This is a genomic window from Nocardia macrotermitis, assembly GCF_009604405.1.
GTDB classification, from domain to species: Bacteria; Actinomycetota; Actinomycetes; order Mycobacteriales; family Mycobacteriaceae; genus Nocardia; species Nocardia macrotermitis.
Genome location: NZ_WEGK01000005.1, coordinates 243,912 through 269,629, shown reverse-complemented (window position 1 = coordinate 269,629; position 25,718 = coordinate 243,912). Strand labels below are relative to the sequence as shown.

The following is a 25,718-nucleotide window of genomic DNA, read 5'->3' as shown; positions in this document are numbered from 1 at the left end:
AGTCCAGACTGTCGATGTTCGATGGGAATGCCGGTAGCCAGCGGCCGACGACGGGCAGCGGGCAGCGGGCAGCGGGCAGCGGGCAGCGGGCAGCGGGCAGCGGGCAGGTTTACTCGCGGCCGAGGGATGCGCGCAAGCTCGGGGGTTCGGTGACAGGGAGGTCGCAGACCGAGCCGCGGCAGACGTAGGCGGCGGGGCGGCCGGTGACGGCCGGGCGGCTGTCGAGCAACGGAGCGGAATTCTGTTGTCCGGCAAGCACTACCGATCCGCCGGGGGCCGACCAGCGTGCGGCGGTGAGCAATTCGGAGGTGGCGGGGTCGACACCTTCGGGCAGGGCGATCGCGATCTGCAACGGGCCCTGGATCGCGGCCTCGGCAACGGTGAGCCAGTGGCCGCCGGATCGGGGCGCGCGGGCGAGTATGACGGCGTTGCGGGTCAGCGTGGCTTCGGCCAGGTCGCGGTAGCGGACGGCGTTGTCCGGATCGCTCAGCGCGGAGGCGGTCAACAGGGCCTCGGCGAATGATGAAGCGCCCGAAGGGGTTGCGCCGTCGATCGGGTCGCGTGGGCGGGAGATGAGCGCTTCGGCGTCGTCGGCGGTGTCGAACCAGGCGCCCGGGGAATCCGGGTCGGCGAAATGCGTTATCGCGGTGTCGAGCAGGGCCTGCGCGCGGGCGAGCCAGTCCGATTCGCCGGTGGCCTGATACAGGGCGAGCAGACCGCTGCCGAGCCAGGCGTAATCCTCCAGGATTCCCGGGGCGGCACCGGTCACGCCGCCGAGCGAGGCGCGTCGAAGTCGGCCGTCGATCATGTGTTCCGACAACAGCATTCGCGCACAGCGGGCCGCCGCCGCGATCCAATCGGGCCGGGCATGGGCGGCCCCGGCCTCGGCGAGCCCGGTGATCGCCATCCCGTTCCACGCGGTGACCACCTTGTCGTCACGCGCGGGTTGCGGACGCTGATCTCTGGCCTGCCGCAACAGGTTTCGGACTCGTTCGAAACGTTCGAAATCCTCCGGGCCTGCCGTGCCGTCATGCCCCGGGGGCACCGGCAAGGTGAGCACCGAAGTGCCGTGCTCGAAAGTCCCATCCGCTGTCACACCGAAAACCGTTGCTGCCCAAGCGCCATCGTCCGGACCCAGCACCTCGACCAGCTGTGCGGGCGTCCACACGTAGGTCGCACCTTCGACACCGGGACCATCCGAGTCGACATGGGTATCGGCATCGAGCCCGGAGGCGAAGCCGCCCTCCTCGGTACCCAGATCATCGAGCAGGAACGCCGCGGTCTCCACCATCACCCGCGACGGCAGCTCCCCACGCGAAAGCCGTTCCGCGGCAAGCTCTTGCGCGCCGAGCCGAGCCAGATGCGCATAGCCACGCAGCAATAGGGCGTTGTCGTACAGCATCTTCTCGAAATGCGGTACCACCCAGGCGGCATCGACCGCATACCGCGCGAACCCACCCCGCAACTGATCGTAGATCCCACCGCGAGCCATCGCGACGCCCGTATCGACCACCGCCCGCAGCGCCTCCCCGTCACCGGTCCGCTCGACGTGCCGCAGCAGCCCCTCCAACAACGCCGACGGCGGAAACTTCGGCGCCCCACCGAATCCCGCATACCGCGGATCCACATCCCGCAGCACCGCCCCCACCGCATGATCCAGCAACTCCGCCCCCACCGCGAGCTCACTCTCCGGCAACCCACCGGCCTGCGCCCGCAACGCCTCCGCCACCTGCCCCGCCGCCTCGTCCACCTCGGCCCGCCGCGTCCGCCAGGTATCCGCCACCGCGGTCAACACCTGCGTGAACGACGGCATCCCCCCACGCGGCGTCTTCGGATAGTACGTCCCGCAATAGAACGGTTCCCCTTGCGGCGTAAGGAAACACGTCATCGGCCACCCACCCTGCCCCGTCATGGCCACGGTAGCCGCCATATAGATCGCATCAATATCGGGCCGCTCCTCCCGATCCACCTTCACACACACGAACCCCGCATTCATCACCCCCGCCGTCCCCTCATCCTCGAACGACTCATGCGCCATCACATGACACCAGTGACAACTCGCATACCCCACCGACAACAGAATCGGCACATCCCGCGCCACCGCCTCCGCCAAGGCAGTGGCATCCCACTCCCGCCAGTGAACTGGATTGTCGGCATGCTGACGTAGGTAGGGAGATGTCGCGGCGGCCAATTGGTTCACGCTTCCAGCCTGCCATACCAGGGTGCACGCAAACCCGATCCATGCTCGCCTCCCGCGTCCAAGGCCAACTCGGATTGATCGTTGCGTTAGTCCGAGTTATAAGGTTAAGTCGGACTAAGGTAGTGGTTTTTCCGGGTTTGGAGGCGTCTGTGTCGACAAAGTGGCCCGCGCACGCCCGGGAGCGGCGAGCGTGGCAGCAGACGCATCGCGGCGGCACTCGGGACGATCGAATGCTGCGTGAGATCGAAGTGTCCCTGCCACCAAGGATCGCCGGACGGGCAGTCGACATCGATGCTGCGCTGTCGACCGAATTGGAGGCGGCGGTTCGGGAGATCGCGGTGTTGGACGCCGCGCATGGGGACCAACTCGAGGCGTTGGGGTTACTGCTGCTGCGCACCGAGTCGGTGGCGTCGTCGAAGATCGAAGCCATCGACGCCGATCTCGACGACTACGCTCGCGCGCTGCACGGCATTCGGAGCAACCCTTCGGCGGTGGCGATGGCCGCCGCAACAGACGCGCTGGACGCGCTGATCGGCTCCGCCTCCCGAGAGCGTCGGGTCACCATACCGAATTTCCTTGCCGCGCACCGCATTCTCATGGCCGACGACAAGTACGAACACATGCATGCAGGGCGCTTCCGGGACATGCAGAACTGGATCGGCGGCAGCGACCATTCGCCGCGTGGTTCGCTCTACATTCCGCCACCACCGGATACCGTGGCCGACTACATGGCCGATCTGGAGACGTTCGTCAACCGGAGCGATCTGTCGGCGCTCGCACAAGCGGCGATCGCGCACGCGCAATTCGAGTCCATCCATCCGTTCACCGACGGCAACGGCCGGATCGGGCGGGCGCTCATCAACAGTGTGCTGCGGTTGCGTGGCGTAACCACACTGGTGGTGGTTCCGCTCGCGTCGGCACTGGTAGCCCGGCGCGACCGCTACTTCGAGCTGCTCACGCTCTACCGGACAGGTGACGTGCGGCCGCTCATCTCGGATTTCGCGCGATGTGCGGCGATCGCGGCGGCGCAGTCGCGAACGACAGCCGAGCGGCTGCGCGAGGAGATCCCTCACGAGTGGCGCGACCTGCTCGGCGGCGTGCGCGCCGGCAGCGCCGCCGCCGCGTTACTCGGACACCTACCTGCCCACCCGATCCTGTCCGCCGAGGAGGCGCAAACCCTGACAAACGCCTCTCGCAGCAGTGTTTTCGCGGCAATCGACCGCCTGGCCGAAGCTGGCGTACTACGACCGCTCACCGACCGGAAACACAACCAGATCTGGGGCGCCGGCGCAGTCCTCGACGAACTCGACGACCTCGGCGTCCGGATCGCCGACGCGGCTCGCCCGATGTGATCATGTCGGACCACTGCCTCACGGCGGCAGCGCGATATGCCGGGACAACCCTGCCCATGCACTCGCCCACACCGCCACAATGCGAATCCGCTTGCCGCACAGCTTGCTCATGTCGTCGACGTCCGACGTCAAGATCACCGTGGGCTTCACCGCGCGCAGAGCCGTCGCCGCCACCACAGCGTCGCCGGCGTAACACTGCACGCGCGATGACGCTGGTCAGAGGCGATCGATATCACCAAGCGCGGCCGGATCGTGCCGGTGGATCCCGCGCAGGATGCGCGGGCGCGCTCGGCGGGCGGGAGGTGAATTCGCCTGGCGTCGAGAAGTCGCACGGGCCTGATCGTGGAGCTTCGCCGACGACATGGGATGCGCTTCGACGAGACGGGCCGGGGCAGCGCGGCCTTGGGACAACTGCGGGAGGGCGAGCGGAATTGTTATCCGTTCGCGGCGGCGCAGCGAAATGATCGCTGCCGCATAGCGATTCCCGAGCAGTGCGGCGGCACTCACCCGGGAATCGGCTACGACAGACTGTCAGTGTGACTCGCGCGCGGTCACGGGTTGGGCCAGGTTGTCCTCGTCGCAACGGCGTTGCCAGAGGTCGATGGTCTCCTCCAGGCCGATTCCCACACGCGAGCCGGGGGTGAAGGTGGCGGGTAGGTGGCGCATGCCCTGGATGGTGCCGATGGTGTCGTAGTGGACGGTGCCGGTCGGGTCGCAGACGAAGTCGGGGAGGCGGTCCAGGACGGCGAGGAGCATGCGCTTGAAGACCATGCGGGCCATGTTGGAGCCGATGCAGCGGTGGATGCCCAGGCCGAAGCTGAAGTGGCGGTTGCCTTTTCGGTCCAGGTCGACGGTGTCGGGGTCGGGGAAGACGGCGGGGTCGCGGTTGGCCATCGCCCACGAAAGCCACAGGCGCTCACCCTCTTTGAACTGCTGGCCCGCGATCTCGCAGTCCTCGGCGAAGGTGCGGCCGTCGCCGGGGGCGGGGGTGAAGTAGCGCAGGAACTCCTCGGTGGCCGCGTTCAGCATCAGATCACGGTCGCGGCTGAGGGTTTCGCGGTCGCCGGGATTCTCCGAAAGCCATTCCAGCGCATGGGCTGTCAGTGCGGTGGTGGTGTCGAAGCCGCCGCCGATCAGCAGGGCCAGCTGGCCGAGCAGATCCATGTCGTCGGCCGGTTCGCCGTCGATCCGCATCCGGACCAGCGCGTCGATCAGGCCGGGGCGCGGGGTTTCGCGGATCTCGTTCAGATTGGCGAACAGGTCCATCCCCATCGCCAGATGCAGTTCCTTGATCCGGGCCATCTCCGGCGAGTCCGGATGGGTGTAGACCGAGGCGTGCGCGGGCTCGCAGTAGATCGACCACTTGTGCAGCGGAATACCCAACATCGCCAAAGTCAGTACGGCGGGAACGACATTCGCCAGATCGTCGACGAAATCGATGCGCCCGGACTCGATCTTCTCGTCCAGACAGGCCCGCACCATGTCGTCGACGAACGGGATCCACCGCTGCACCGCGCTCGGCGACAGATACGGGTTCAGCACCGAACGGAACCGGCCGTGCTCGGGATCGTCCATCTCCAGGATCCCGTTGCGGATCGGCATCGCCTGCTCGTCCGAGGGAATGGTGATCCCCTTGTACCCGCGCCGCTCCCCCTTCACATCCCGATCGCTCGAAATGTGCGGGCAGCGAGCGAGTTCGAACACCTCGCGGTTACCGGCGGCGACCCAGTGCCCGCCGTGCGTATCGGTCCACGCGATCGGGCACTGCGCGTGCATCTCCCGGGTGATCTCACCGAAACGATGCCGGTACTCCGGGGTGTGGCGGTCGAAGTGATAGGTGGTGTGCACGCGGTCCGCATCCGGCCGGACATTCTCCACAGTCATGTCGAAAGTCCTTTCAGCGCAACGAGATCGCGCGTTCGGGGCACGAGCCGACGGCCTCGCGGGCCGCCTCCTGCGCCGGAACCGGAACATCACCGTCGACGGCCGTGGCATGACCGTCCAGATCGCTGAGCCGAACCAGGTCCGGGGCGACCATCGCACAAATGGTGTGGCCCTGGCAGCGTGCGGCGTCCACGGATATCCTCATACGTCCTCTATTCGAGAAAATTCGGTTGTCATGTTGTCGCGCAGGCGTTATCGAGCCGGACGGGCACTCGGCGCGACGCCCACCCGCTGGATGAGATGTTCGACGAGAGTGATGAGCACGTGCTTGCACGAGTCCCGGTTCCGGGCATCGCACAGCAGCACCGGAGTCTGCTCGCTCAGATCCAGCGCCTCGTGCACCTCCGCGATCGTGTACTGCGGCGCGTGCTCGAAAGTGTTGACCGCCACCGCGAATGCGGTCCCGCGACGTTCGAAGTAGTCGATCGCCGCGAACGCCGCTTCCAGCCGTCGGGTGTCCGCCACCACCACCGCGCCCAGCGCACCGCGCGACAGTTCGTCCCACAGGAACCAGAACCGGTCCTGTCCGGGCGTCCCGAACAGGTACAGGACCAGGGTGTCGTCGATCGTCACCCGGCCGAAATCCAGCGCCACCGTGGTGGTGACCTTCGACTCGACACCGCGCAGATCGTCTACGCCCGTGGACAATTCGGTGATGAACTCCTCGGTGCTCAGCGCGGGAGTCTCGCTGAGCGCGGCGACCATCGTGGTCTTGCCGACCCCGAACCCACCGGCGATGAGGATCTTCACCGAGGTCGCCATGGGCTTGTCCGAATCAAAGTTTTCTGATGCCATCCAGTACCGCTCGCAAGAGATTGAGGTCCTCGGCCGGGGCGTGATGCGCGGCGACCGGAGCACGGGAAACGAGTATGCCGTCGGCGATCAGATCGCCGACCAGGATTTTGGTCACCGCCAGCGGCACCCGCAGCGCCGCGGACACCTCCGCCACCGCCAGCGGCTGGTGACACAGCTGCACGATCTGGCCGTATTCCATTTCGATGCGACGTAACGTCGGCGCTCCGGGAGGAACCACGACGATGGTCAGCATGTCGAGAGCGTGGGCTCCACCGGCGGTCCGTCCACCGGTCCGGGCATACGGACGGACCAGCGGCCCGGCCGCCTCGTCGAACCACCTCCTGGAGTCCGGGTTCATGTCAGTCGCGGGTTGAGGACCTGTCCGGTCAGCTGGTGGCGAGGCGTGGTGGACAGCAGACTGCCGACCCGTTGCACCGTCAGGTTCATCTCGTAGGCGACCATGCCGAGCTTCGCGTCCGCGGTCGCCTGCAACGCCAGGCAGGCGTGGCTACCGGCGGCGGTGACGAACAGGATGGCGCGATCCAGTTCGATGATGGCCTGCCGGACGCCGCCACCGTCGAACCGCGCGCCCGCACTGCGGCCCAGGCCGTACAGCGTCGAGGACATCGCACCGAAATGCTCGGCGTCATCCCGGTTCAGGGACGACGACCGGCCCAGCAGCAGCCCGTCGGTGGAATGCACCACCGCGTAGCGGGAGCCGGGCAGTCGCTCGATCAGATCGTCGAGCAACCAGTTCAGATCATTGGTTTGCGGGTTGGTCATCGGTGCTTCCTGTCAGAACGTCGGGGTGCCGGAACCAGGTGCGCCGGGGTCGGCCCGGCGGCCCTGCAATGTCCCGATCTCGATGGCGGACAACATGTCCCGGGCCTGTTCGGCGGTGCGAGCCGGCGGCGCGGAGGTGTCCGGGGGGTACTGGGCCCCGTCGTTCGCCAACTCCGGCGCGAGGCTCGCCTGCCGACGGCGACGCGGAAGTGACGGGCGCGCACGGGATCCCGGCTCGGCGCGGCCGTTGTCGGCGGGACCGGAGTAGGGCGGAAGCTGTGCGGGAGCGTCGAATCCGTTGCCGGTGTCACCGGACCACGAACCCGTCGGCACCGGCTGGGCGAGCTGGCCGGACAACTCCGGCACGGCCGCGGTCCCCCGGCCCTCGCCGACCCGCCACGAACCCGTGGACGGGAAGCCGCCGGACGTCGAGAAGGCGTCCGCGACAATGAGTTTCGAGGGAATGAGGATGATCGCGCGCACCCCGCCGTAATCGGATTCGGCGAGCCGCACCACGACCTCGTTGCGCCGCGCCAGCTGCGCGACCACGAACATGCCCAGTCGCGAATCCTCCGACAGGGTGCCCACGCCGAAGTCCGGCGGATCGACCAGCAGCGCGTTGAGCCGGGCGAACTGCTCCTGCCCCATGCCGACGCCCTGATCCACGATCTCCACGGCCACACCCTTGCCGACCACGTTCGCGCGGATCTCCACCTGCGATTGCGGCGGGGAGAAGTTGGCGGCGTTGTCGATGAGCTCGGCGAGCAGGTGCACCAGGTCGGCCACCGAACTGCCGGCGATCATCAGATCGGGCGCCCGGACGATCTTGACGCGGCTGAAGTCGACCGCCTCGCTGACGCTGCTTCGCACGATCTCCAACAGCTGCACCGGATTACGCCAGCCGCGTCCGGGCTCGCCACCGGCCAGGATGATCAGGTTCTCGGCGTTGCGCCGCTCGCGGGTGGCAAGGTGATCCAGGCGGAAGAAGATGTCCAACAGGGTCGGATCCTCCTGCGTGGATTCGGCCTCGTCGAGGAGTTCGAGCTGGCGATGCACAACAGTCTGGCTGCGGTGCGCGATGTTCAGGAAGACCTTGCGCACCCCCTCCCGGGTGCCGGCCTCGGTCACCGCCGCGCCCACGGCCTCGGTCTGGGCGTGGTTGAACGCGTCGGCGACCTGGCCGATCTCGTCGGAACCGAAGGCCAGCGGCGTCGATTCGGCGCTCACATCGACCGTCTCCCCGGCCCGCAGGCGCTGCATGATCCGCGGCAACCGCTCGTTGGCCAGCGCCAGCGTCTCGTTGCGCAACCGGCGCAGCCGCGCGATGAGGCGGTTGGCCAGCAGCAGCGACACCACGAACGCGGCCACCGCGGCGATCAGCAGCGCACCGCCGACGATCAGGGCCTCGCGGGAGCTGTTGTCCGCGGCCTGCGTGGCCAGGTCCTGGGCGCGGATCATATCGCTGTTCCACAGCGTGAGCAGCGCGTTGTTCGCCTCGGCGGTGGTGTCGGACCAGTCCTGCGCGGTGAACGTGATCGGCGCCTGCGTGGGCGTCGTGCCGGACTTGGCGGGGGCCGAGGTGATCGGATCCAGCGCGCGGGCCAGCAGCGTGTTCTCCATCATGATCAGCCGCGTCCAGCCCGGACTCGTCGTGATCGCCTTGACCGCTGGGGACTGCCCCGCCTGCGCCTCGATGGTGGTGCGGTATCCGCCGACCAGCCGCGAGAATTCGATGGCCAGCGCCGGGGTCAGCGTTTCGTTGTGGACCAGCGCCAAACCCAGTGCCGTGCTGCGGGAGAGCTGCTCCGAGGCGGAAACGATCGACAGCGCGGTGGCGACCGCGCTGGCCACCTGCGGCGTCGGCGCGTCGCTCTCGACGATCTCGCTGCCGACCGAGATCGCATCGAGATAGTGGCCGAAGTAGTCGAATGCCTCGGCGATCGGCACCGTTCCGGCGTCGACCCGGGCGCGCATCGACAGCAGCTGCGATTTCGCCGTCTGGATTCCGCCGATGTCGCCGGTCACCTCGGAATGCCCGATCTTGTCGAATCCCGGCGACGCCTGATCCAACGTGCTCGAGATGGCATTGAATCGCGCCCGCGCCTGGGCGAGCGCGGTCGGATCACCCCCGCCGACCAGCCGAGCGACCGAATTCTGTCGTTCGAGTTGTACTGCGGTCACCAATTCCTTGGTCTGCGGCGTGGCCGCTGCCAGGGCTTTCGACCACTCGCGGGCGTGCTTACCGTGTGCCACGGCATATCCTGCGCCGCCGACACCGATGACGAGCAATACGACGCTCGGAATGAGTGCAATGGCGAGAATACGAGCCCGGACACCCAGTCTCGGTTTAAACATTGCCACAGCATATCGGTTGGATCACGATATTGCACCAACTCGAATCGGACATGTAGTTATTGCCACACAGCATGAGAACCTGTTTCAATTCAATTCGACTTCGCGATTATAAAAAAGGCATGCGAAATTGATCGCCAGGAAAATGAAGACCTGGGCGACCTACATTCATCACCATTTACGCAAGAAACTCACAGGCTCGGAACCGCCATGGGCGGCAGAAGCTTCGAAGCGACTATCTATCGAAGAACATGCAGATGGACGAGTATTTGCATGAACACGGTCACAGTGGCCGGGACACCGGCCCGCCGACGCTCGCCTATACGCCCCCGCACCCCTCGATCGCCCGAATCCGCACGGTCCATCCTCCTTCGGCCGACTAGCAGCTACCCCGGCCTCGACCGGGGAACCGACCACTCGCGACGGTCGCTTCGGCCCTACCTGTCATGCAACCGGACCCCCGGTGGCGTCAAAAAGGGGGTACCAGCATCCGTTACGAAATCGTGACCATTCAACAGGTTTACCGCAGGTGTGCGGGACCCTTACGCCGCACCTGGGCACGGTAGCCGTCGAGTACATCTTCCCGCAGCAGGTGCCCGAATCCGGAGGATTTCAGCCGGAGGCCCAATTGCGCCTCGGTGATACCGAGCTCGGTCGCGGTGGCCGAAATGCGCCAATCGTGGGCCGCCAGGCGAGTCAGCAGATGGCCGCGACGAATCTGGTTCTCCGAGAGCCGGAAGGTTTTCAGGTACGCGATCCGGCCCTGCGCGTCGGTGATCGTCTCGCCGATGTGATTCTCCCGCTTCAACCGGAACGGCGGCCGGAAGCGGGACAGCGTGAACGAACGCATCCGGTACACCCGGTCCCAGGTGTACTCCTCGTCGGTGAGCCCGATCGCCATGGTCTCGTCGTGGAACCGCGCCCACTCGTCCTGCTGCCGCGCGGCGGCGGTCCGCAGCTCGGCGAGCGACCCGATCTCCGCATCCGGCAGGCGCACCGGGAATTCGGGCACCGGCGGCATCAGATACGCGTAGTGGTGGATCAATTCGCCGTAGAGATCCTGGACCAGGCTGGCGTGCAGGGAGCGATAGTCCGCGGGATGCGGCGCCACGAACGCCGCGGCCAGCGCATCCGCGACGTAGACCATCACACCGCACTGCCGCGGATGAATCTCGAAGACCCGCAACGCATCCGCGAGTCCCCGCACCTGCGTCCCCAGATACGACTCTTCGATCCGGGGCGACAGCCCGTGCCGCAGCGCCCGTTGCGACCATTCCGACCAGGCCACCGTCGGACCGCCGAAATGCAGTGCCAGATAACCCTCCAACGCCAGATGCTGTGGCAGGAAACGCAATCGGGTCCGATCCTGCCGCCGGGCCATCCGGCGATGCGAACGCACCGCCATCCGCTCGGGCCGGTCGACGCCCAGCTGCGTTCCGTAGGCCGCGGACGCGCCGCCGTCGCCGCCCCAATCGGCCACGAAACCGTGCGGAATGTACGAAATGTATTGGGTGCGACCGAGATCCACCACACCGTAGTCCTCGTCGTAAAGTTCGGCGTGCAGGCGCAGCCCGGCCACCGGCCGCTCCCGCAGCAGCGGCACCAGCCGGACCCCGCCCCACACCTGCGCGGGACCGGCGTCCAGGCCGGTGAGGTCCAAGGTGTTCATCACGTCTCCACGAATGTGCGGGTGCGATCGGCCAGATGTGCTGTCAGCCCGGACAATTCGGCGCGACCGGTCGCGAAATGGGCCAGTTCCACCAGCGCGGGCAGATCCTCGGCATTGCGGACCCCGGCGGTCGGCACCACCCCGGAGATCCGGCGCACCTCGAAATTCTCCGCGTCGTAGACCGGATTGAGATGCACCACGTCGACGCGCTCGTCCGGATCCAGCACCCCGCGCCACACCCGCAACACCTCCGCGGCCAGTCCGGGCGGCGCGTTGTCCCAGCCGTCGGACACGATGACCAGGCGGTCGGGTGCGGTGTCGAGCGCGTCGATGATCCGATGTCCCAGGGGTGTCGCGCCGTACGGGTAGCCCAGCAGCGCGTCGGTGCGCCCGGACGTCCACAGCGGCACGTATTCCGCCGCCAGCTCCCGCAGCAGACAGTGGCAGGCCAGCGCCACCGCGAGCGGGCGACGCCGCTTCGCCGACGAACCGAAACTGGAGAAGCTGTCGTCCAGGACCGCGGCCACCCGGCCCCAGCTCCCGCGCTGCTCGCCCGCCGTGCGCCGGGCCGCGACGGCCAGGGCGGCGGTCAGTTCCTCGCGACGTCCCGCACGAGCGTCCAGCGACAACGCGAGCACGTAGGATGCCAAGCGCGTCAACGACATTCGCCCCAGATCCGCCCGCACGGCCGAGGCGTCGAGCCGGTGCGCGGACTCCTGGAGACGCAGCTGTTCGAGCCGGGTCAATCGAGGTGCGATGCGTTCCAGGAAGACCGCGCGATCGATACGGTGCTTGACCGCGAAACCCTCCGCGACCGTGTAGGGCAGTTCGTAGAGCGCGGCCTGCTCATGGTGTGCCCGACGCCACGCCTCCAGCAGCGGTGTGTCGAACCGCTTGCGGCGGTGCGGCGCGAACAGGAAATCGCCCAGCTCCGGGGTCGGCGGCCGGAGATGCGCGTGCCGCAGCGTCGTCTTGACCGCACCGCGATATTTCACCGCGTCGAACGCCGGATCGGGCCGGGTGGTGAGCCAGTCGCGGATGATCGCCCGCGTGCGCCGGTTGTTGACGCCCGACGCGCGCAGGTCTCGAAACAGTCGGTAAACCCGTTGCGGCGGAAGAAGTTCCAGCCGTCGAGCGATCAATCTGCCCTCGGTTCGACGCTGTTCACCGTTCGCCTCCCGCGCGGATTCCAGCAGCCGCCGGATGATCAGCGCGGCATTGTGATCGTTGATCTCGAGCGCCAGCATCGCGGCATACAACTCGCGATAGTTGCCGAGCATGTAGTCGTGCAGGAAATCCAGCGACAGCCGCTGCTGCCCCTGCTCACTGTGGAATTCGCGCTGACCGGTGGCCGTGATCGCGGCGTTGGCGAACAACAGCACGTCCTCGGCGGCAAGCCGATCGCTGCGCGAACTCATCACAGATCTCCCGGGTGGTATGGCGCTGGCCGGGGAATGGGGGCACGAGCAGCGAACAAGTGCGTTACAGGCATTTTCCGGAAGTCGCACCGAAGTCCCGCAGCCAGCCGTGGGACCTTATCAGCGCCGATCCGAGCCTGTCGCACGATTATCCGGCCGCACACACGCTCCGATCATGGCCGCCCGCTCGACCATGCCTGCGCGCACAAGCCCGGATGGACGGGGATCACGCTCGCTCGATAACTGCACTGGCGAGCGAGCGGCGACGCGCAATCGGAAGTCCCGATGCGCACCGGGACCGGCGGGCAGCCCGGCCTGCGAGGTGATCTGGAAGAGTGCTGACGATGGGCGAGCAGCGATCATGCATCCGACGGGCGACGGGCGGAATGCTCGGCGCGGGAGCGATTCTGGCGCTGATCGTCGGCGGCGCGAACGCGTGGTTGCGGATGTTGTCGGCCGGACGTCGTTTCACCGTGTCGACGGTGCCGCGGGTATCGGTGGTGATCGTGCCGGGCGCGAAGATCGGGCCGGACGGGCTACCGATGACGTATCTGCGCGGACGGCTCGACATCGCCGTCGAACTGCTCGCGGCGGGCAAGGCCGACGAGGTGTTGATCTCCGGCGACGCGCGAGGACGTTCCGGTGACGAAATCGCCTCCATGCGAAGCTATCTCATCGCTCACGGCATTGCCCCCGACCTGATCCGCCCGGACCCCGAGGGCCTGACCACCCGCGCAACCTGCGAACGGGCACACGATCTGTTCCGTATCGACCGCGCGATCATCGTCACCCAGCATCAACACCTCCCACGGGCAATCGCCCTGGCACGCGGCGCGGGCATCGATGCGCTCGGCGTGGACGCCTACCGTGATTGCACCCGGAAAACCCTGGTACGCAACACTATCCGAGAATGGTTGGCCGCACCGAAAGCCGTCGCCGCCCTCACCCCATCAACGACACCGGCCGCCCGCGAAGGACACCCGCCCGGCGTGCCGAAACCGTGACCCACGACAGCCTCCGGGCTGGGTATTCCCTCCATATGAGGAACACCGCAGCACCCGATTCGGCGGCACGTCGGCCCTGGTACGCCGATCTCGAGGACGCCGAACGCCGCGGCGCGCACGGCAGTGCCGGGGTCGGCTATTTCGACTGTGATTGCGATATCTGCCATCACCGTCACCACGAGCGGACTTTCTGAGCCCGGATACCCCGCGACCTGCGGCGAAAAATACGTGGCGGCACCGGAATCCGCTCCGTATATTTCTTCTCGTGCCCGGTGCGCAGGCAACGGATACTTCGACTCTCGATCGGCGGGTTGTGGGTTCGAGTCCCACCCGGTCCACCACTCGGGCCGGTAGCTCAACAGGCAGAGCAGCTCACGTGCCGTCGTCGACTCGATCTCGGGCACCTCATCGACGACCGCGTCCGATTCGGATGCGGCCAATCGGGTGCGGCCGGTCGATATCAATGTTTCGCACCTCCCGGTGCGACACCCACGGCTACTTCCCCACCAGCACCGGAGAATCCGCGGGTACCGATGAGCTCGGGAGACCTGTCCCTCGACCCGCGTCGATCACCGACGGGGCTCCCGCGCGAGCAACACCGGAGAAATACCGTGAGCAAGTTCAACACCGCACGCATGCGCACCGGCGCGACGTCGGCGGTGCGCACCGCACGGACGCCGACCGGACGCACCCACGAGGGCGCACCGGGATACGAGCGCACCCCGAAGGGTGAGCTGTTCCTGCTCGCGGTCTCGAATATGGTGGGCGAGAACACCTTCTACGAATCCGGCCAGGCCCGCGACAGCCGCTACGCCACCCTGATCCGGGCGAACACTCTTGCCGATCCGGAGTGGACCGCGCGTTTCCTGCGCTGGCTGCGTACGTCGGCGAACCTGCGCAGCGCCGCACTCGTGGGCGCGGCGGAGTTCACCCGTGCGCGACTGGACGCCGGTGCGCACGGAATGTCCCGGCAGACAATCGATTCCGTCCTCCAGCGAGCGGACGAACCGGGCGAGCTGCTGGCCTACTGGCTCTCCTCGTACGGCCGCGCACTGCCCAAGCCGGTTAAGCGCGGTGTCGCCGACGCGGTACGCCGCCTCTACGACGAACGCGCGCTGATCAAGTGGGATTCCCCCGCGAGCGCCGTGCGTTTCGGTGACGTCCTGGACCTGGTACATCCGGCACCGGCGGCCGACAAGTCTTGGCAGGGTGAGCTTTTCGCCCACGCCCTGGACCGCCGCCACAACCGCGACACCCCGATCCCGGACGGCCTGCCGACCCTGCGCGCCCGCGCCGAGCTGCTCGCGCTGCCGCCCGGACCACGACGTCGCGCGCTGTTCGACGACGCCGAAACCGCCCGCGCGACCCTGCGGGCGGCGGGGATGACCTGGGAATCGGTCGCCGGTTGGCTCCAGGGCCCCCTCGATGCGCGGACCTGGGAGGCGATGATCCCGTCGATGGGTTATATGGCGCGGCTCCGCAACCTGCGGAATTTCGACCGGACCGGAATCGACGACGCGGTCGCCCGCGACGTCGCCGCACGGCTGGCCGATCCCGCGCAGGTGGCCCGCTCCCGGCAGTTGCCGATCCGGTTCCTGTCCGCGTACCGGGCCACCTCCCGGTCGCGGCGCTGGCGTCCGGCGCTGGAACTGGCACTCGGGCATTCGCTGGCGTCGGTTCCGGCGCTGCGCGGTCGCACCCTGGTGCTGGTCGACACCTCGGCCTCGATGAATGCCGGGTTCTCCCAGGACGGTTCGCTACGTCGCTGGGATGCCGCGGTGGTCTTCGGGATCGCGCTGGCGAGCCGCTGCGAGCACGCCGACGTGGTGTCCTTCTCGACGATCACCCGGGTCTTCGACCTGCGGCCGGACGAGGCGCTGCTCCGGGCGGTCGAGCGGTGGCGGACCGGCGGTTACTTCCTCTGTGGCGGCACCGAGACCGCCGCCGCGGTGCGCCGTCACTTCGCCGGACACGACCGCGTGGTCGTCCTCACCGACGAACAGGCCGGCGGCCGGGACGTCGGCCGGGCGCTGCCCGCCACGGTTCCGCTCTACACCTGGAACCTCGCGGGGTACCGAATGGGCCACGCGCCCAGCGGTTCCCACCACCGCCATACCTTCGGCGGCCTGAGCGACGCGGCCTTCGCGGCGATCGGTCTGCTGGAGCGGGGCGCGCACGCGGACTGGCCGTTCTGACCGGTCCCGCAGACGCATTCGCCCCCGTCCGGAATTCCAGACGGGGGCGAATGTACAAGCGTCACAAACTAATTCAGGATTTTCGCGGTGGTTTGGAATTCGAGGCCGCCGACTCCGCGGCATCGGACTCCGGCTCCGCGGATTCCGATTCCGATTCGGTCCCGATCTCCGCCACCCCCGGATCGGTCCCCTCGTCCGCCGCCTGATCCGGTTCGGGATGCTCCGGGGAGAAATCCGCGGGCAGGCCCTTGATGTGCTTGTTCATCGAACGGATCAGCAGCACGGTCCCGGCCAGCAGGATCAGCACGATGACCAGCCCCAGCGGGGATGCCTTGCCGAACTCCGGTCCGGTCGGATTGGTGGTGGTGTTCTGTGCCAGCACGGTGATGATCATCGGTCCGCTACCTCGATCTGCGGATCCTCGATACCCGCGAACAAATCGGTTTCCGGGAGTTCGGTGCGCACCCGGGTCTTGGCGAGTTCGAATTCCTCGGTGGGCCACAGCCGCTGCTGCATCTCCATCGGAATCGCGAAGAACGCGCCGTTGGGGTCGATCTGGGTGGCGTGCGCGCGCAACGCCTCGTCCCGCTGTGGGAAATACTTCGCGCAGTCGACCTGGGTGGTGACCCGGCCCATGATGTCGCCGTGCTCCGCGGCCCGCTTGCGGCTGCGATCCAGCCACTCCTGCATCGGGAACGGTTCGCCGATGCGCTCGTACTCCTGCGCGAAGATCTCCACCCGCGACAGGCTGAAACCGTGGTCGTAGTAGAGCTTGAGCGGCGTCCACGGCGCGCCCGCGTCGGGGAATCGATCCGGATCGCCCGCAGCCTCGTAGGCGGCCATCGACACCGTGTGGCACATGATGTGATCCGGGTGCGGGTAGCCGCCGTTCTCGTCGTACGTGGTGATCACGTGCGGTTTGAACTCGCGCACCACGCGCACCAGCGCCTCGGTCGACTCCTCTAGCGGAACCAGCGCGAACGAGCCCTCGGGCAGCGGCGGCAGCGGATCACCCTCGGGCAGACCGGAATCGACGAAGCCGAGCCACTGCTGACGGACACCGAGCGCCCTGGCGGCCTCGGCCATCTCCTCGCGCCGCACCTCCTCGATGCGGTCGAGCACGCCCGCGGTGTCCATCGCCGGATTGAGGATCGACCCGCGCTCGCCACCGGTGAGCGTGACCACGAGAACGTCGTTGCCCTCCGCGGCGTACTTGGCGGTCGTCGCGGCGCCCTTGCTGGACTCGTCGTCGGGATGGGCGTGCACCGCCATGAGACGCAGACCGGTCACGACTCCACCATCTCGTTCACGCCTTGATTCACCTCGTCACTCACCGTCTCACCTGATTACTCCGCCGCCATCCGGGCAGGGGGGTGTCGGACTGTCTCCCTATAGTTCCATTCGACCCTCTTTTGTTCCGAGCTGCCCCCTGCAAAGGTGGGGCACGCCGATTACCTGCGGGAGCGAGCAGATCATGAGCGAGCGCAGTGAGCGCACGACCAGCGCGGACGAGCCTTCGCCCGCGTCGGGCGGCGACGATGCCGAGGTCGAGCAGTCCGCGCTTTCCGGATCCGGTACCGGCGACGAACAGCTCGGCGATGCCACACCGCTGGAAACGGCCCACACACCGGACCGGCCCCGCTCGGGCTCGGTCGGCGATCGCTACGGCCGTAAAACCACCCGCCGCTGGATGCTCCCCGTACTCAGCGTCGGCGTCGTCGTGCTCGGCCTGATCATCGCGTACATCGGCTACAAGCAGTTCGGCCCGAAGGACATCGATCCCGAGCAGCTCGGTTACACGGTCATCGACGATTCGACCATCGAGGCGCATTTCAAGGTGACCCGCACCCATCCCGACCAGGCGGCGTTCTGCTTCGTGCGGGCGATGGACAAGGACGGCAACGAGGTGGGCCGCCGCGAGGTGCTGATCACGCCCTCCACCAGCGGAACCGTCGAATTGAAGACGATCGTGCGCAGCGTGGCACGACCGGCCGCCACCGATATCTACGGCTGCGGTGGGAAAGTTCCCGCCTACCTGCGCGCCGGATAAGGTCTCCGACCGGGCGATCCAGGCGAAACGCCTTGCAATCACCGCTCCGACCTGCATTTTTGTAAATCGTGCTAAAATGATGCGATACACGGTTCCGAACGCTCGGAGCCGTGTTTGCTGCATTGGCGGCCAGCGCTATCGGTTCCCGGCACACAATGCCATACGGGAATGGGGCCTGTCGGGGTTCGAAGATATCCCCCAGGGATCGCTCTAGCCGTCGTCTGTTGCTGCGCGCATCCGCGTGGGATGTGCGCGGCTGCGGGTATCTGGGAATCCCGGTTCGCCGGGAACAACTACTAGGGAGTGATCGAGATGACTGAGACGCAAGTGACCTGGCTCACACCGGAGTCGCATGAGAGGCTCAAGGGCGAACTCGACGCGCTCATTGCCAATCGTCCGGTCATCGCGGCCGAAATCAACGAGCGACGTGAAGAGGGCGACCTCAAGGAGAACGGCGGCTACCACGCGGCGCGCGAGGAGCAGGGCCAGCAGGAAGCCCGCATCCGCCAGCTCCAGGAGCTGCTGAACAACGCCAAGGTCGGCGTCGCCCCCACCAAGTCGGGCGTGGCGCTGCCGGGTTCGGTCGTCAAGGTCTACTACGACGGCGACGAGACCGACACCGAGACCTTCCTGATCGCCACCCGCGAGGAGGGCCTGGGCGGCTCGAACCTCGAGACCTACTCGCCGAACTCCCCGCTCGGCGGCGCGCTCATCAACGCCAAGGTCGGCGAGACCCGCGAGTACACCCTGCCCAACGGCAACATCATGAAGGTGACCCTGGTCAGCGCGGAGCCCTACCACAGCTGAGCCCCGGTCGGGTCGGCTCGCAGCAGGCCGCCCCACTGATCAGATCGACGAACACCACAGCGGCCGCACCTATTTTCGGTGCGGCCGCTGCGCTTTCGCGCCCAGTTCCGCCAACCCCGTTGAACGCCAACAACAATGTTCGCGGCCCGGCTCGCCGATGAGACGCGTGGCGGGTGCGAGGAACGAGTGCCCGACACGGGGCTCATCGGTGAGCCTTAGGGGGCCGCGAACCGCCGTAGCGGAGCGGAGGCCAAAGATACAGCACCGCCGGAGCGGAGCGGAGGCCAAAATTACAGCAGCGCTTGTTCCACGTCGGCGAGCAGGTCGCTGACGTCCTCGATGCCGACGGACAGGCGCACCAGGTCCGCGGGGACCTCCAGGGCCGAGCCCGCGGTCGACGCGTGCGTCATCGCGCCGGGATGTTCGATCAGCGACTCCACCCCGCCCAGCGATTCGGCGAGGGTGAACAGCTTGGTGCTGGAGCAGAACTTCAGCGCCGCGTCGCGACCGCCCGCCAGCCGCACCGAGATCATCCCGCCGAAACGACGCATCTGCTTCTGCGCCACCGCGTTTCCGGGATGCTGCGGCAGCCCCGGGTAGATCACCTGCGCGACGGCCGGATGGCCGGACAGGAATTCCGCGATCGTCTCGGCGTTGTCGCAGTGCCGATCCATCCGCACCGCAAGGGTTTTGATGCCGCGCAGGGTCAGGAAGGCGTCGGTCGGGCCGGGCACCGCGCCCGCGCCGTTCTGCAGGAACGCGAAGGCCGCGTCGAGTTCGGGATCGTCGGTGATCAGCGCGCCGCCGACCACATCGGAGTGTCCGCCAAGGTATTTCGTGGTCGAGTGGATCACGATGTCGGCACCCAGCAGCAACGGCTGTTGCAGGTACGGGGAGGCGAAGGTGTTGTCCACCACCAGTTTCGCGCCGCCGCCGTGCGCGACGCCGGCCAGCGCCGCGATGTCGCCGACGTTCAGCAGCGGATTGGTCGGCGTCTCCACCCAGACCAGTTTGGTGTTGGGGCGCAACGCGTTACGCACCGCGTCGGGATCGGAGACCGGCGCCACCGAGTACTCGATGCCCCACTGCGTGAACACCTTGTCGATCAACCGGAAGGTGCCGCCGTACGCGTCGTCGGGGATCACCAGGTGGTCGCCGGGCCGCAGCGTCGCCCGCAACGCACAGTCCGTCGCGGCCATCCCGGAGGCGAAGGCCCGGCCGTGCCGCCCCGACTCGAGCGCGGCCAGATTCGCCTCCAGCGCGGTTCGAGTGGGATTGCCGGTGCGTGCGTACTCGAAGCCGCCACGCAATCCGCCGACGCCGTCCTGGGCGAAGGTGGAACTGGCGTAGATCGGCACATTCACCGCGCCGGTCTGCGGATCGGGATCGAATCCGGCGTGCACGGCGCGTGTGGAGAACCCCAGCTGATCGGTCATGCCGACCAGCCTAAATCCGTGCCCGAACCGTCCTCACGACGGGCCGGGTGCCATTGTTACCGAGATCTCTCCGACCTAGGGTGAGCGCATGGTCACCGTCGACGAACTGTTCGCCATCGATTCCCTGCTCACCGATACCGAACGCCAGATCCGCGCGACCGTGCGCGCCTTCGGTGAGCAGCGGCTGCGCCCGCATGTGGCCGAGTGGTTCGAGCAGGGCACCTTCCCGGCCCGCGAACTCGCCCCCGAACTGGGCAAGCTCGGTCTGCTGGGTATGCATCTGGACGGATACGGCTGTGCGGGCACCTCGGCGACCGAATACGGCGTGGCCTGTATGGAACTCGAGGCGGTGGATTCGGGTGTGCGCAGCATGGTGTCGGTGCAGGGTTCGCTGGCCATGACCGCCATCCACAAGTACGGCTCCGAGGAGCAGAAGCAGCGGTGGCTCCCGGAGATGGCGGCCGGGCGGGCCCTGGGCTGCTTCGGCCTGACCGAACCCGATTTCGGTTCGAATCCCGGCGGTATGCGCACCCGCGCGGTCCGCGACGGTGCGGACTGGGTGCTCGACGGTTCGAAGATGTGGATCACCAACGGCTCGGTGGCCGACGTCGCGGTGGTGTGGGCACGCACCGAGGAGGGTGTGCGCGGCTTCCTGGTCCCCGCCGGAACCCCGGGCTTCGCCGCGCGGGAGATGCACCGCAAACTCTCGCTGCGCGCCTCGATCACCGCCGAACTCGATCTGGACGGTGTGCGGCTGCCGGGCGATGCCCTGCTGCCCGAGGGCAAAGGGCTGTCCGCACCGCTGGGCTGTCTGTCCGAGGCGCGATTCGGGATCGTCTTCGGCGCTCTCGGCGCGGCCGCGGACTGCCTGGCCGCCGCCATCGATTACGCCCGCACCCGCGAGGTGTTCGACAAACCACTGGCCGCCTACCAGCTGACCCAGGCCAAACTGGCGGATATGGCCGTCGAACTGGGTAAGAGCCAGTTGCTGGCCCTGCATCTGGGCCGGTTGAAGGATCGCGGCGAGCTGCGCCCGGAACAGGTCAGCGCGGGCAAGCTGAACAGCACCCGCGAGGCCATCGCGATCGCGCGGCAGTGCCGGACGATTCTCGGCGCGAACGGCATCACCCTGGACTATCCGGTGCTGCGGCATGCGAACAATCTGGAATCGGTACTCACTTACGAGGGCACCGCCGAGGTGCATCAGCTGGTCCTGGGCGAGGCGCTCACCGGGTCCAAAGCATTTCGCTGACAACGTATTTCAGCGGGGCGCTGTCATCGTTCACAATAATCGGAGGAAACTGCCGGAAAATACCCGGAAGTTGCTAGTGTCTCCCGGGTGTTTCCGTTAGGCCCCGCATTGCTCGAAGCATCAGCACGCAAGACTTTCCACCGCCTGCACAGAACGCACGGAATTCCCGCGATCATCGCGGCCCGGGAATCACCGGCGGTATGCGCGGCTCTCGATCAGCACACCGCCGCCGTCCGCGACATCGCCGACCGCGCAATGGCGAATTCCGGTGCGATTCCGGTGAGCGTGGTGCTCGCCGGTTACGCCCGCGGACTGGTCGAGAACGCCACCCGAGCCGAGATCATCGCCCCGCGCGACCTCGCCGACTGGATACGCGCCGACTGGCTCCCGCTGCGTCTGGCCGCGATCTGCGTATATGCCGCGGAGCACTGCTGAGCGCTACCGGGACGGCGATGAGCAGGAGCAACGCCCCGCCGACGAACATCACGACCGTGCCGAGAATCGGCAGCGTGATCGAGGCGGGCACGCCGACCAGCCCCAGCGCGACGGCGGCACCGACGCCCCAGACCAGCACGGCCGCGAATCGGCCGAGTATGCGGCCCCGGGCCGGATCACCGAATCGTTTCGCGACCGGGTGCATCACGACGCGGCCCAGCACGGCCGCGACACCGGCGATGACGAGCGCCCCGGCGACATTCGGCAGCCAGTACCCGGCCTGTGTTCGCATCGAGTCCACCGCGTGCACGAAACCCCCTCGCACCGCGTATTCCGGCCGGGTGCCGAAACACTCCACTTCCGGTTATACCCCGGGAAACATCCCGACCCGTAGTTTGCACCGGTATTGCTGATTCGATACAACGCGCGGATACGACCGGTTCGGCAGTTGCACAGGAATCGGACCGGTCAGTAGGCCGAATTCACGTTGTCCATCGAGCCGTATCGGTGGGCGGCATAGTTGCACGCTGCGGCGATGTTGGCGACCGGATCGTAGATGTCCCACGAGGTGCCCTCGACGTGATACGCCTGGAAGGTGGGATCGATGACCTGCAGCAGGCCCTTGGACGGGATGCCCGCGGCGGCGTTGGAGTCGTAGAGGTTGATCGCCTGGGGGTTGCCGCTGGACTCGCGCAGCACGTTGCGGTAGATGCCGTCGTAGCTGCCCGGGATGCCGCGCGCGGCCATGACGTCCATCGCCTGATGGATCCAGCCGTCCAGGGTGTTCGGGTAGCTCGGCGCCGGAGCGGGTGCGGGCACCGGGACGACCGGCGCGGGCGGCAGCACCTGCGGGGCGGGCATCGGCGCGGGAGCGGGTGCGGCCGCGGCGATGGCCGCCGCATGAGCCGGGGTGGTGGGCGCGGCGGCCGGATGGGTCGCCTGCTCGATGGTGGAGGCCAGCGCGACGGGCTCCACGTGCGGGGTGCGCTGCCCGGCCGCCGAGGTGATGGCGGCGAGGGCGGCCACGGCCAGGGTGGCGGATCCGGCGGTCCGTGCGACCGCCTTGGCTCTACTGCTCTTGCTGGACATGCGAAGTGGGTTCCTACTCTGGGTTTCGGCCGTTGCCGACCTGCAGCAGGCAGCACCGAATAGAGGCGAACACCGTTTTCTCTCGGCACTCGCCCTGGCACTGGATGCTGTTGGGCTCAGAAAGGGGAGATCTGACTCCCCGCTGTCACGTCGCGACTCGGCGGTTGCCGGGTGGTGCGGCGACGCGGGAGAGCTTCGCGGCCGCGACGGCAAACGCTGCGACTGCTGCGCCGGGTGGCGCGACAAGCGCGGTCGAATTCCGCATGGCGTTGACAACTCCTCGTGTAATCCGGACACGTGGTCCGATAACCAACGAGGTCACAGGATGATTGCGGTAGGTTAACGTAAACTTAACCGAAGATGAACAGAAGATGTTTCTTGACCGGCTCACGCATGATCAACAGTTGCTATCACGCCCTGAGCGGGAGGTTTGATTGTTAGCAGTAAGTGCGCCAGATCACAGAAAAAGTTAGCGTGTTGAGCTTGATTGGTCCGTTTTGTCTGATTTTCAGCCTCATTAGGACACGGACAGGTAACGATGCACTGGCCCGAGACAGCAAACAGCGCATCGGCGGCAAATCACCGATGCGCTGTCAGCAGAGCGAAAGCCCGAGGCGCCCGCGCGACACGCTGAGGTCACGAGAGAGCGGCCGGGGCGAGGCGAAGGCCCCTAGTGCACCGCGGGGATCCCCGAAGCGCTCAGGAAGCCGAGCAGATCGTGCCGGGTGATCACGCCGATCGGCTTACCGTCCTCGACGACCATCAGCGCGTCGGTGGACTCGAGTTCCTTGGTCACCGCGGACACCGGCTCGCCGGAGCCGATCAGCGGGAACGACGGGCTCATATGCTTCGACACCGGATCGGTCAGGTGCGCGCGCCCTTCGAACACCGCCGAGAGCAGATCACGCTCGCTCACACTTCCGGCCACCTCGCCGGCCATCACCGGCGGCTCCGCGCCGACCACGGGCATCTGTGACACGCCGTACTCGCGCAGGATCTCGATGGCGTCGCGCAACGTCTCCTGGGGATGGGTGTGCACCAGATCGGGAATTGCTCCCGATTTGCCACGCAGCACATCACCGACCGTCGGCTCCGAGATGCTGCCGTCCAGACGAGACTGCAGGAAGCCGTAGGAGCTCATCCACTGATCGTTGAAGATCTTCGACAGATAGCCGCGACCGCCGTCGGGCAGCAGCACCACCACGACCGCGTTCGGATCGCGCTCGGCCACCCGCAACGCCGCCACCACGGCCATACCGCAGGACCCGCCGACCAGCAGGCCCTCCTCGCGCGCCAGACGCCTGGTCATCTCGAAGGAGTCCGCGTCCGAGACCGCGATGATCTCGTCCGGAATCGCCGGGTCGTAGGCGCTGGGCCAGAAATCCTCGCCGACGCCCTCGACCAGGTACGGACGCCCGGTGCCGCCGGAATACACCGAACCCTCGGGATCCGCGCCGACGATCGTGACCTTGCCGCCGGAGACCTCCTTGAGGTACCGACCGGTGCCGGTGATGGTGCCGCCGGTGCCCACACCCGCGACGAAATGCGTCACCGTGCCGTCGGTATCGCGCCAGATCTCCGGGCCGGTGGTCTCGTAGTGGCTGGCCGGACCGCCGGGATTGGAGTACTGATCCGGCTTCCACGCACCCGGGATCTCGCGCACCAGACGATCGGAGACCTGGTAGTAGCTGTCCGGATGCTCGGGCGGTACGGCGGTCGGGCACACCACGACCTCCGCGCCGTAGGCCCGCAGCACGTTCCGCTTGTCCTCGCTGACCTTGTCCGGGCAGACGAACACGCACTTGTAGCCGCGCTGCTGGGCGACCAGCGCCAGGCCGACGCCGGTGTTGCCGGAAGTCGGCTCGACGATGGTGCCGCCCGGCTTCAGCAGCCCCTGCTCCTCGGCGGCGTCGATCATCTTGACCGCGATGCGGTCCTTGGAGCTGCCGCCCGGATTCAGATACTCGATCTTGGCCGCCACCAGGCCGGACTCGGGCCCCACCACCGAGTTCAGCCGAACGAGCGGAGTGTTGCCGATCAGTTCGACGACATGGTTCGCGATGCGCATGCCGCCCATCGTTCCAGAAGTAACCGACAGTGCTGCTGCGACCCCGCGCACGAGCTGCCGCGACCCCGCGCACTATCCGGATCGCGGCCCCTTCGGAATCGGCACAGTGATTCTCTATGAAAGCGCGCGTCGACCGCACCGTGCGGAGAACTCCCCTATCATCTCCGGCGTGAGGATGCCTCAGATCGCCCGCAGTGCCGCAATCCTGCTCGGCTCCTTCGGGGCCGCAGCCGCGATCGCGTCGCCCGCCGTCGCAGGCGCGCAGACCGTCGAATTCCCGCAGACGCCCAGCCTGTTCTACGGCGGGCTCTGTGGTGCCAACATCCGGACCTGGGCCGATACCAGCCCCGACTATGCCGGTCGGGCCGTGTTCAACATCCAGGCCCAGCCCATCCAGGGCGTCGGTCCCGGCGCGTACCCGCTGGCCCCGCTGTGCCATGTGAACACCACCGTGGCGTGGCGGAATCTGAATACCGGCGCCGCCGGGCAGTGGCGGGTGAACGTGGTGTCGGGGATCTACGGCAGCATTCTCTACGCCGTCTACCAGAACACCGGTCCGGGCCGCATCGACGTCACCGTCACCACCGACAATCTGAGTGCGCCCGGCCACGCGAGTTTCGACGTTCCGGCGCGCTGACCACACCACCCGTTCCGTACCGACGCACCCCGTCCGCAATTCGGACGGGGTGCTTTCGTTTTCGAGGAGCCCGCCGTTCGTGTTGGGTTACGGTGCGCACACCGTCTCGGAATCCGCACCCCTTACGTAGCGCTGATGGATATGCGAAGCCGGGTAAAGGGTGCGGCTGTCATTCGGGGGGTGCTCGCGGGCCGGTCATGGTGCACGATGGATGCCAACGGCCGAGCGGGCC

25 protein-coding genes are annotated in these 25,718 nt (G+C 67.2%); 10 read left to right on the top strand and 15 right to left on the bottom strand.

Annotation, left to right across the window (positions count from 1 at the left end):
* Nucleotides 1-109 precede the first annotated feature (109 nt).
* Entirely contained in the window at nt 110-2,200 is a 2,091-nt protein-coding gene (locus NRB20_RS14095; protein ID WP_319944884.1) for a thioredoxin domain-containing protein, read from the bottom strand.
* A gap of 41 nt (nt 2,201-2,241) precedes the next feature.
* Here NRB20_RS14095 and NRB20_RS14090 point away from each other — a divergent pair, with 41 nt between their 5' ends.
* A complete protein-coding gene (locus NRB20_RS14090; protein ID WP_227833490.1) occupies nt 2,242-3,552 on the top strand; it encodes a Fic family protein in 1,311 nt (436 codons plus the stop codon).
* Nucleotides 3,553-3,570: 18 nt separating this feature from the next.
* Here NRB20_RS14090 and NRB20_RS14085 read toward each other — a convergent pair whose 3' ends face one another.
* The 9 genes from NRB20_RS14085 to NRB20_RS14045 form a co-directional block, all read right to left on the bottom strand.
* Nucleotides 3,571-3,753 carry a hypothetical protein gene (locus tag NRB20_RS14085; RefSeq protein ID WP_153410551.1) on the bottom strand — a complete coding sequence of 61 codons (183 nt, stop codon included), beginning with the start codon at nt 3,751-3,753 and terminating at the stop codon, nt 3,571-3,573.
* Between the two features lie 330 nt (nt 3,754-4,083).
* Nucleotides 4,084-5,436 (bottom strand): cytochrome P450, encoded by a 1,353-nt coding sequence (locus NRB20_RS14080; RefSeq protein WP_153410550.1) that lies wholly within the window; start codon nt 5,434-5,436, stop codon nt 4,084-4,086.
* Nucleotides 5,437-5,449: 13 nt separating this feature from the next.
* Nucleotides 5,450-5,641, bottom strand: coding sequence for a ferredoxin (locus NRB20_RS14075; RefSeq protein WP_153410549.1), 192 nt, complete (start codon nt 5,639-5,641; stop codon nt 5,450-5,452).
* Nucleotides 5,642-5,688: 47 nt separating this feature from the next.
* On the bottom strand, nt 5,689-6,258 hold the full coding sequence (locus NRB20_RS14070) for a GTP-binding protein (protein ID WP_227833489.1): 570 nt from the start codon (nt 6,256-6,258) through the stop codon (nt 5,689-5,691).
* Between the two features lie 13 nt (nt 6,259-6,271).
* Nucleotides 6,272-6,649: a DUF742 domain-containing protein gene (locus NRB20_RS14065; protein WP_153410547.1), complete on the bottom strand. Its 378-nt coding sequence runs from the start codon at nt 6,647-6,649 to the stop codon at nt 6,272-6,274.
* On the bottom strand, nt 6,646-7,074 hold the full coding sequence (locus NRB20_RS14060; protein WP_153410546.1) for a roadblock/LC7 domain-containing protein: 429 nt from the start codon (nt 7,072-7,074) through the stop codon (nt 6,646-6,648). Before NRB20_RS14060 ends, NRB20_RS14065 begins: the two co-directional genes overlap by 4 nt.
* Before the next feature lie 12 nt (nt 7,075-7,086).
* Nucleotides 7,087-9,429, bottom strand: coding sequence for a sensor histidine kinase (locus NRB20_RS14055; RefSeq protein WP_153410545.1), 2,343 nt, complete (start codon nt 9,427-9,429; stop codon nt 7,087-7,089).
* A gap of 517 nt (nt 9,430-9,946) precedes the next feature.
* A complete protein-coding gene (locus tag NRB20_RS14050; RefSeq protein WP_153410544.1) occupies nt 9,947-11,095 on the bottom strand; it encodes an ARPP-2 domain-containing protein in 1,149 nt (382 codons plus the stop codon).
* Nucleotides 11,095-12,513 (bottom strand): hypothetical protein, encoded by a 1,419-nt coding sequence (locus NRB20_RS14045; protein WP_153410543.1) that lies wholly within the window; start codon nt 12,511-12,513, stop codon nt 11,095-11,097. Before NRB20_RS14045 ends, NRB20_RS14050 begins: the two co-directional genes overlap by 1 nt.
* A 344-nt stretch (nt 12,514-12,857) precedes the next feature.
* On the opposite strand from NRB20_RS14045, the gene NRB20_RS14040 reads away from it, so the two are divergent.
* The 3 genes from NRB20_RS14040 (at nt 12,858) to NRB20_RS14030 (ending at nt 15,712) form a co-directional block, all read left to right on the top strand.
* Nucleotides 12,858-13,517: a SanA/YdcF family protein gene (locus NRB20_RS14040; RefSeq protein WP_227833488.1), complete on the top strand. Its 660-nt coding sequence runs from the start codon at nt 12,858-12,860 to the stop codon at nt 13,515-13,517.
* A 35-nt stretch (nt 13,518-13,552) separates the two neighbouring features.
* Nucleotides 13,553-13,711, top strand: coding sequence for a hypothetical protein (locus tag NRB20_RS14035; RefSeq protein WP_153410542.1), 159 nt, complete (start codon nt 13,553-13,555; stop codon nt 13,709-13,711).
* 417 nt (nt 13,712-14,128) lie between these two features.
* Entirely contained in the window at nt 14,129-15,712 is a 1,584-nt protein-coding gene (locus NRB20_RS14030; RefSeq protein ID WP_319944883.1) for a TROVE domain-containing protein, read from the top strand.
* Nucleotides 15,713-15,785: 73 nt separating this feature from the next.
* Here the strand turns inward: NRB20_RS14030 and NRB20_RS14025 are convergent, their stop codons facing one another.
* Both NRB20_RS14025 and mca read right to left on the bottom strand, forming a co-directional pair.
* The gene (locus NRB20_RS14025; protein WP_153410540.1) at nt 15,786-16,106 is read right to left on the bottom strand and encodes a hypothetical protein; all 321 of its coding nucleotides are present in this window, start codon (nt 16,104-16,106) and stop codon (nt 15,786-15,788) included.
* A complete protein-coding gene (mca, locus tag NRB20_RS14020; RefSeq protein ID WP_153410786.1) occupies nt 16,103-16,984 on the bottom strand; it encodes a mycothiol conjugate amidase Mca in 882 nt (293 codons plus the stop codon). Before mca ends, NRB20_RS14025 begins: the two co-directional genes overlap by 4 nt.
* 202 nt (nt 16,985-17,186) lie before the next feature.
* Here mca and NRB20_RS38085 point away from each other — a divergent pair, with 202 nt between their 5' ends.
* Nucleotides 17,187-17,762 carry a DUF4307 domain-containing protein gene (locus NRB20_RS38085; RefSeq protein ID WP_227833487.1) on the top strand — a complete coding sequence of 192 codons (576 nt, stop codon included), beginning with the start codon at nt 17,187-17,189 and terminating at the stop codon, nt 17,760-17,762.
* A gap of 312 nt (nt 17,763-18,074) precedes the next feature.
* Nucleotides 18,075-18,569 carry a transcription elongation factor GreA gene (greA, locus tag NRB20_RS14010; RefSeq protein WP_040827691.1) on the top strand — a complete coding sequence of 165 codons (495 nt, stop codon included), beginning with the start codon at nt 18,075-18,077 and terminating at the stop codon, nt 18,567-18,569.
* Nucleotides 18,570-18,859: 290 nt separating this feature from the next.
* On the opposite strand, the gene NRB20_RS14005 is transcribed toward greA, so the two are convergent.
* Nucleotides 18,860-20,005, bottom strand: coding sequence for a cystathionine gamma-synthase (locus NRB20_RS14005; RefSeq protein ID WP_153410539.1), 1,146 nt, complete (start codon nt 20,003-20,005; stop codon nt 18,860-18,862).
* A gap of 88 nt (nt 20,006-20,093) precedes the next feature.
* Here NRB20_RS14005 and NRB20_RS14000 point away from each other — a divergent pair, with 88 nt between their 5' ends.
* From NRB20_RS14000 to NRB20_RS37545, 3 genes are all read left to right on the top strand, one after another.
* Complete coding sequence (locus NRB20_RS14000; RefSeq protein WP_153410538.1) at nt 20,094-21,257, top strand: acyl-CoA dehydrogenase family protein; 1,164 nt, start codon at nt 20,094-20,096, stop codon at nt 21,255-21,257.
* Nucleotides 21,258-21,344: 87 nt separating this feature from the next.
* Nucleotides 21,345-21,692, top strand: a complete 348-nt coding sequence (locus NRB20_RS13995) for a DUF6401 family natural product biosynthesis protein (protein WP_319944882.1) — start codon at nt 21,345-21,347, stop codon at nt 21,690-21,692.
* Nucleotides 21,673-22,086, top strand: coding sequence for a hypothetical protein (locus tag NRB20_RS37545; protein ID WP_194289845.1), 414 nt, complete (start codon nt 21,673-21,675; stop codon nt 22,084-22,086). Before NRB20_RS13995 ends, NRB20_RS37545 begins: the two co-directional genes overlap by 20 nt.
* Before the next feature lie 74 nt (nt 22,087-22,160).
* On the opposite strand, the gene NRB20_RS13990 is transcribed toward NRB20_RS37545, so the two are convergent.
* Together NRB20_RS13990 and NRB20_RS13985 are read right to left on the bottom strand one after the other, a co-directional pair.
* Nucleotides 22,161-22,781 (bottom strand): transglycosylase SLT domain-containing protein, encoded by a 621-nt coding sequence (locus NRB20_RS13990; protein WP_153410537.1) that lies wholly within the window; start codon nt 22,779-22,781, stop codon nt 22,161-22,163.
* A 670-nt stretch (nt 22,782-23,451) separates the two neighbouring features.
* Nucleotides 23,452-24,849, bottom strand: coding sequence for a cystathionine beta-synthase (locus tag NRB20_RS13985; RefSeq protein ID WP_153410536.1), 1,398 nt, complete (start codon nt 24,847-24,849; stop codon nt 23,452-23,454).
* A 175-nt stretch (nt 24,850-25,024) separates the two neighbouring features.
* On the opposite strand from NRB20_RS13985, the gene NRB20_RS13980 reads away from it, so the two are divergent.
* Entirely contained in the window at nt 25,025-25,486 is a 462-nt protein-coding gene (locus tag NRB20_RS13980; RefSeq protein ID WP_153410783.1) for a hypothetical protein, read from the top strand.
* Nucleotides 25,487-25,718 lie beyond the last annotated feature (232 nt).